A 6,437-nucleotide genomic window follows, 5' to 3' on the forward strand; every position below is an offset into this window, starting at 1 on the left:
GGATCCATCAGCGGCGAATGGAACGCGTGCGAGACCCGCAGCCGCGTCGTCTTGCGGTCGGCGAAGTGCGCGCGGATCGCCTCGACGGCCTCCTCGGCGCCGGAAACGACGACGGACGTGGGGCCGTTGACGGCCGCGATCGAAACGAACTCGCCGAGCAGCGGCAGGACTTCGCCCTCCGTCGCCTGCACGGCCAGCATCGCGCCACCGGCCGGCAACGCCTGCATCAGACGGCCACGGGCGGCGACCAGGGCGCAGGCGTCCGCCAGCGAGAACACCCCGGCCACGTGCGCGGCCGCCACCTCACCGATCGAGTGCCCGGCCACGAACTCCGGCCGCACACCCAGGGATTCCACCAGCCGGAACAGCGCCACCTCGACCGCGAACAACCCCGCCTGGGCGAACTCCGTCCGGTTCAGCAACTCCTCGTCCGTACCCCAGACGACATCCCGCAGCGGAAGCTCAAGAGCCCCGCACACCTCGTCGAAAGCCCGAGCGAACACCGGGAACCGGCCGTACAACTCCCGCCCCATCCCCAGCCGCTGCGACCCCTGCCCCGAGAACAGGAACGCCGTCCCGCCCTCACCCACAAGCCCTCGGGCCACCTCGACGCCGTCGACGATCACCACCCGGTGCGGGAAGGCCGTCCGCCCGGACAGCGTGAACGCCACATCCGCAGCCGGGAGTTCACCGACCTCCGCCAGCCGCGCGACCTGAGCGTCCAGCGCCGCCTCGGACCTGGCGGATACCACCCAGGGCATCGCCCCCACCGTCGGCGCGGCGTCCTGCACGGCCTCGGGCTCGCCCTGCTCAAGGATCACGTGCGCGTTGGTCCCGCTGATCCCGAACGACGACACGCCCGCCCGGCGGAGCCGGCCGGCATCCGGCCATTCCTGAGCCTCGGCCAGCACCTCCACCGCGCCCGCCGTCCAGTCCACGTGGGACGAAGGCACATCCACATGCAGGGTGCGCGGCAGCAGCCCGTGCTGCATGGCCAGCACCATCTTGATCACGCCCGCGACACCGGCCGCCGCCTGCGCGTGCCCGATGTTCGACTTGATCGAGCCCAACAGCAGCGGCAGTCCGCGGTCCTGCCCGTACGTCGCGAGCAGCGCCTGCGCCTCGATCGGGTCACCCAGCGTCGTCCCCGTACCGTGCGCCTCCACCGCGTCCACGTCCGACGCGGACAGCCCGGCACTCGCCAGCGCCTGCCGGATCACCCGCTGCTGCGACGGCCCGTTCGGCGCCGTCAGACCGTTCGACGCACCGTCCTGGTTCACCGCGCTGCCACGCAGGACCGCCAGCACGCGGTGCCCGTTGCGACGGGCGTCCGACAGACGCTCCAACACCACGACACCGACGCCCTCGCCCCAGCCCACGCCGTCCGCCGCGTCCGCGAACGAACGGCACCGGCCGTCGGCTGACAGGCCGCCCTGGCGCGAGAACTCCACGAACGTCCCCGGCGTCGACATCACCGTCACGCCGCCCGCGAGCGCCAACGAGCACTCGCCGCCGCGCAGCGCCTGCGCCGCCAGGTGCATCGCCACCAGCGACGACGAGCATGCCGTGTCCACCGTCACCGCCGGGCCCTCGAAGCCGAAGGTGTAGGACACCCGGCCGGAGGCGACACTGGGGGCGCTGCCGTTCCCCCGGAAGCCCTCGAACTCCTCGCCGTCGAGGAGCGAGCGGTAGTCGGTGTACATGATGCCCGCGAAGACACCGGTCCGGCTGCCGCGCAGCGTCACCGGGTCGATGCCGGCCCGCTCGAAGGCCTCCCACGACGTCTCCAGCAGCAGGCGCTGCTGCGCGTCCGTCGCCAGCGCCTCGCGCGGACTCATGCCGAAGAACTCGTGGTCGAAGTCCCCGGCGGTGTGCAGGAACGCGCCCCGCCGGGTGTACGACGTGCCCGGGACGGACCGGTCCTCGCTGTAGAGCGAGTCGACGTCCCAGCCGCGGTTCGTCGGGAACTCGGACACCGCGTCCACGCCGTCGGCCACCAACCGCCACAGGTCCTCCGGCGACTCGACGCCGCCCGGGTAGCGGCAGGCCATGCCGACGATGACCACCGGGTCGTCCGACGACACCGGGAGCGGCGACGGGAGTTCCTCGGCCTCGTCGGCACCGAACAGACCCTCCAGGACGAAGCCCGCCAGCGCACTCGCCGTCGGGTAGTCGAACACGACGGTGGCCGGCAGCTGGAGACCGGTCGCCGACCGCAGGCGGTTCCGCAGCTCGACCGCCGTCAGCGAGTCGAAGCCGAGGTCCTGGAACGCCCGCGAGGGGTCGACGACCGAGCCGCCCTCGTGGCCCAGGACCACGGCGATCCGGTCGCGTACCAGCTCCAGGACGGCGCCCCACCGCTCGTCGACACCAAGGCCGGACAGCCGCTGCGCCAGGCCCGCCGAAGCGGCCGAGCCCGTGACCACCGCGCGCCGGGCCCGGCCGCGCACCAGTCCGCGCAGCAGGGCGGGCACCGAGTCCTGGGCCCGCAGCGCCGCGAGGTCCAGCCGGACCGGCAGGATCGCGGGCTCGCCCGCCGCGAGCGAGGCGTCGAACAGCGCGGCACCCTCGGCGGGGGTGAGCTCCGGCATGCCCGAGCGGGCGATCCGCTGCAGGTCGACGTCGGCGAGCGTGCCGATCATGCCTCCGTCGCGGGTCCACGGGCCCCAGGCCTGCGAGACGGCGGGCAGGCCGAGCGAGCGGCGGTACAGGGCCAGCGCGTCCAGGTAGGCGTTGCCCGCCGCGTAGGCGGCCTGCCCCGGGCCGCCGAAGACGCCGGAGACCGAGGAGAACAGCACGAAGGCCGCCAACTCGCGGTCCTTCGTGGCCTCGTGCAGGTTCCAGGCGGCGTCCGCCTTCGGGCGCAGGACGGTGCTGACGCGCTCGGCGGTCAGCGAGCCGAGCACGCCGTCGTCGAGCACGCCGGCCGTGTGGACGACCGCGCGGATCTCGTGCCGGGCGAACAGGTCTGCCACCGCCGCCGGATCGGCGACGTCACACGCCTCGACGACGGCCTCCGCTCCGACTGCCGCCAGCTCGGCGAGCAGTTCGTCCGTGCCCTCGGCGTCCGATCCCCGGCGGCTGACCAGCAGCAGCTGCCGTACGCCGTGTTCGATGGCCAGGTGCCGGGCCACGACCCGGCCCAGGCCGCCCGTGCCGCCGGTGATCAGGACCGTGCCCTCACCGGCCCACACCACCGGCTCGCCCGCCGATTCGGCGCGCACGAGTCGGGCCGCGAGGACCTCCCCATTGCGGACGAGGAGCTGCGACTCGTCCAGGCCCAGTGCCTCGGACGGCAACTCGTCCGAACCCGCCAGATCCACCAGGCCGAACCGGCCCGGCTCCTCCGACATCGCCGACCGCACCAGACCCCACACCGCTGCGCCGGCCAGGTCCTCGCCCGCCACCACCCCGCGCGTCACGAACACCAGACGCGAGGCCGCGAAACGCTCCTCCGCCAGCCAGCCCTGCACCAGCTCCAGCACGCGGACCGTACGCGCGTGCACGTCGTCGTCCGCCGGTCGGATCACCACCACCGGCGGCACGTCCACCGGCACCTCCGCCAGCGACTCCACCGCCGCGAACTCCGTCGCGTCGGAGGCCCTCACCGGCACCCAGTCCACCCGGAACAACCCGTCCCGGGCCGCCGCCGACTCCCCGCTCGACACCGCGCGCAGGGCCAGCGACCCCACCGACGCCACCGGCAGGCCCTCGGCGTCGGCGACCGCCACCGCGACGGACTCCTCGCCGGTCCGGGTGACGCGCACGCGCACCGAGGACGCGCCGGAGGCGTGCAGCGACACGTCCTCCCAGGAGAACGGCACAACGCCGTGCGGCATCCCGTTGACGGCCGTCACGTGCAGGACGGCGTCGAGCAGTGCCGGGTGCAGGCCGTAGCCGGTGCCCTCGATGCCCTCCGGCAGGGCGACGTCGGCGAAGACCTCGTCCCCTCGCCTCCAGGCCGCTCGCAGGCCCCGGAACACCGGGCCGTACGCGTAGCCACCGTCGGCCATGCCCTCGTACAGCCCGGTCAGGTCGACCGCCTCGGCACCGGCCGGCGGCCACACCGCCGCGTCGAACGCGGTGCGCGTCTCCCCCACGGCCAGGACGCCGGTCGCGTGCTGGTCCCAGGCGCGGCCGTCGGCACCCTCGGGCCGGGAGGCGATGGTGAAGGTGCGGCGGCCGTTCTCGTCGGCCGCGCCGACCCGCAGCTGCAGCTGGACGCCCTCGCGCTCGGGCAGGACGAGCGGCGCGGCCAGGGTCAGCTCTTCGACGCGGTCGCAGCCGGCCTCGTCCCCGGCGCGGACGGCGAGTTCGAGGAACGCGGTGCCGGGCAGCAGGACGTTGCCGCGTACCACATGGTCGGCGAGCCAGGGGTGGGACTGCCGGGACAGCCGGGAGGTGAACAACAGACCGTCGTCGTCGGAGAGTTCGAGCGAGGCGGTGAGCAGCGGGTGGTCGGCGCTGTCGAGGCCCGCGGCGCCGAGGTCGCCTGCGGTCGTCGGGGCGGTGGCGGGCCAGTAGCGACGGTGCTGGAAGGCGTAGGTCGGCAGATCGACCGAGCGGACGCCGGTGCCGACGAAGAGCGCGGCCCAGTCGACGGGCGCACCGGTGATGTGCAGGTGCGCGAGCGCGGTCAGCACGCTCGTCTCCTCGTCCTGGCCCTTGCGGAGGGAGGAGGCCAGCACGGCGTCGTCGGAAAGAGTGGAGGCCGCCAGCGCCATCAGGACACCGTCGGGGCCGAGCTCCAGGAAGCGGGTGACGCCGGCAGCCTCCAATGCGCGCACACCGTCGGCGAAGCGGACGGCCTCGCGGACGTGGCGCACCCAGTAGTCGGGCGACGTCAGGCCCTCCGCCAGGTCGCCGGTCAGGTTGGAGACCAGCGGGATCGACGGCGCCTGGTACGTCAGCCCGTCAAGGACCGTACGGAAGTCCTCCAGCATCGGATCCATCAGCGGCGAATGGAACGCGTGCGAGACCCGCAGGCGGGTCATCCGGCGATCGGCGAAATGCTCGCCGATCGCTTCGACCGCCTCCTCCGTGCCGGAGACGACGACAGAAGTCGGGCCGTTGACGGCCGCGATCGACACGAAGTCGCCAAGCAGTGGCAGGACTTCGCCCTCCGTCGCCTGCACGGCCAGCATCGCGCCACCGGCCGGCAGCGCCTGCATAAGGCGGCCACGGGCGGCGACCAGGGCGCAGGCGTCCGCCAGCGAGAACACCCCGGCCACATGCGCAGCCGCCACCTCACCGATCGAGTGACCGGCCACGAACTCCGGCCGCACACCCAGGGATTCCACCAGCCGGAACAGCGCCACCTCGACCGCGAACAACCCCGCCTGGGCGAACTCCGTCCGGTTCAGCAACTCCTCGTCCGTACCCCAGACGACGCCGCGCAGGGGACGATCGAAGTGCTCGTCCAGCCCCGCACAAACGGCGTCGAACGCCTCCGCGAACACCGGGAACCGGGCATACAACTCCCGTCCCATCCCCAGCCGTTGCGACCCCTGCCCGGAGAACAGGAACGCACTCTTGCCTTCCGATGCACGTCCTCGGGCCACCTCTGCCCCGTCGACGACCACCGCACGGTGCAGGAAGAGCGACCGCCCGGCCAGGGTGAACGCCACATCCGCAGCCGGGCGCTCATTGAGCTCCGTCAGCCGCGCGACCTGAGCGTCCAGCGCCGCTTCGGACTTCGCCGATACCACCCAGGGCATCACCGCCGCCGTGACCGCGGCCTCCTGCACCACCTCGGGCCCGGCCTGCTCCAGGATCACGTGCGCGTTGGTCCCGCTGATCCCGAAGGACGACACGCCCGCGCGGCGCGGATGGCCGGTGGCCGGCCACTCCGTGCGCTCGGTGAGCAGTTCGACCGCACCGGCCGTCCAGTCGACGTGCGAGGAGGGCGCGTCCACGTGCAGGGTCCGCGGCAGCAAGCCGTGCTGCATCGCCAGTACCATCTTGATCACGCCGGCCACACCGGCCGCGGCCTGGGCGTGGCCGATGTTCGACTTGATCGAGCCGAGCAACAAGGGCAGTTCGCGATCCTGGCCGTAGGTGGCGAGCAGGGCCTGCGCCTCGATCGGGTCGCCCAGCGTCGTCCCGGTGCCGTGCGCCTCGACGGCGTCCACGTCAGCCGCCGCCAGCCCGGCGCTCGCCAAGGCCTGCCGGATCACCCGCTGCTGCGACGGCCCGTTCGGCGCCGTCAGCCCGTTGGAGGCACCGTCCTGGTTGACGGCGCTCCCCCGCAGCACCGCGAGCACCCGGTGACCGCTGCGGCGCGCGTCCGACAGCCGCTCCAGTACGACCATGCCGACGCCCTCACCCCAGCCGACGCCGTCGGCCGCGTCGGCGAATGCCTTGCTGCGGCCGTCCGCGGCCAGCCCTCGCTGCCGGGAGAACTCGACGAACGTCGCCGGGGTGGACATCACCGTCAC

General features: G+C 73.3%; 1 protein-coding gene. It reads right to left on the reverse strand.

The window, feature by feature from the left end; all coding sequences use genetic code 11:
• Window positions 1-6,437: type I polyketide synthase (locus AB0D10_RS45640; RefSeq protein WP_360268836.1), on the reverse strand; the 6,437-nt coding region annotated here is incomplete at both ends.

Origin of the sequence: Kitasatospora sp. NPDC048545 (assembly GCF_040651155.1) — a bacterium.
GTDB lineage: Bacteria > Actinomycetota > Actinomycetes > Streptomycetales > Streptomycetaceae > Kitasatospora.